Below are 923 nucleotides of genomic sequence, written 5' to 3'. Positions count from 1 at the left end.
AACGTGTTAGAGATGAAATTGGAAAAAGAATACAAGAATTCAAAGAAACGCTCGTTTAATGTGAGCGTTTCTTTATATTTAAGTCATACATTTTATTAATAATGATTTCATTTCTATATCTTTGATATAATAGTATGCCATTTTCCCATCCTTGTAAAAATCCAGCACGTCTCTTTTATACAGAGCTCTCAAATGATGTGATGTTGAAGCTATACTCAAACCTAATGTTATAGATAAGTCACAAACACATAATTCTTTCTCTTTAATTAGAGCTAATATAATTTTCAGCTTATTCTCATCACTTATCTTTAATAATGTATTGATAAGCCGTTGAGTTTTTTCTTCTTTTAAAAATCTTAAAGCATAATTCACTTTTTCCTCATGAACACAAATGACGTCACAAATTTTATTGTTACTCATATTAAGTCACACCTTAATTTATAATATAAATCCTAATATTGTTTGTATGGTTTCATTTTCAATAATAATAAATAAGCCCAATGCTATGTAGATAACAGCCATAATCCAACGACTGAACTTCTCAACAATTTCACCCACACCAGGAATTCTAGCTAGTTTTTGTGCTGTGAATACTAAAAAGAAAATTAAAACTAAAAATACAATTAAGGTAGTCAGTAATTCAACAATATCCAATGTTACAAAATAAGGGACAAATAAACCAATATTATCTGCACCACAACTTGCAATTGTCACTAAAGAAACAGTCCCTACTAATTTGGACAAACCTTTTTCGTTTAATTCTTTTTTTGCTCTTTTTTCGCCTTCACAATCATCATAAATAGCAACTTTTATACCTAAGTAGATGGGGATCAAACCTAATAAACCTAATATCCATTTCTCTGGAACATAATTTAACACAAAAGCTAAAAATAAACTGACTAATATGAGGATCATCGATCCTA

General features: G+C 28.9%; 2 protein-coding genes. Both read right to left on the bottom strand.

Annotated features, from left to right (window positions below; translation table 11 throughout):
* Positions 1-78: 78 nt before the first annotated feature.
* On the bottom strand, positions 79-420 hold the full coding sequence (locus tag F1592_RS13425; protein ID WP_011274432.1) for an ArsR/SmtB family transcription factor: 342 nt from the start codon (positions 418-420) through the stop codon (positions 79-81).
* Between the two features lie 18 nt (positions 421-438).
* A partial coding sequence (locus F1592_RS13420) for a CadD family cadmium resistance transporter (protein WP_149814208.1) occupies positions 439-923 on the bottom strand: 485 nt, incomplete at its 5' end.

Source organism: Staphylococcus sp. GDX7P312P, from assembly GCF_008385775.1.
GTDB lineage: Bacteria > Bacillota > Bacilli > Staphylococcales > Staphylococcaceae > Staphylococcus > Staphylococcus haemolyticus.
Note: the sequence above shows the minus strand (reverse complement) of the source record. Positions and strands in the feature narration are given on the sequence as shown.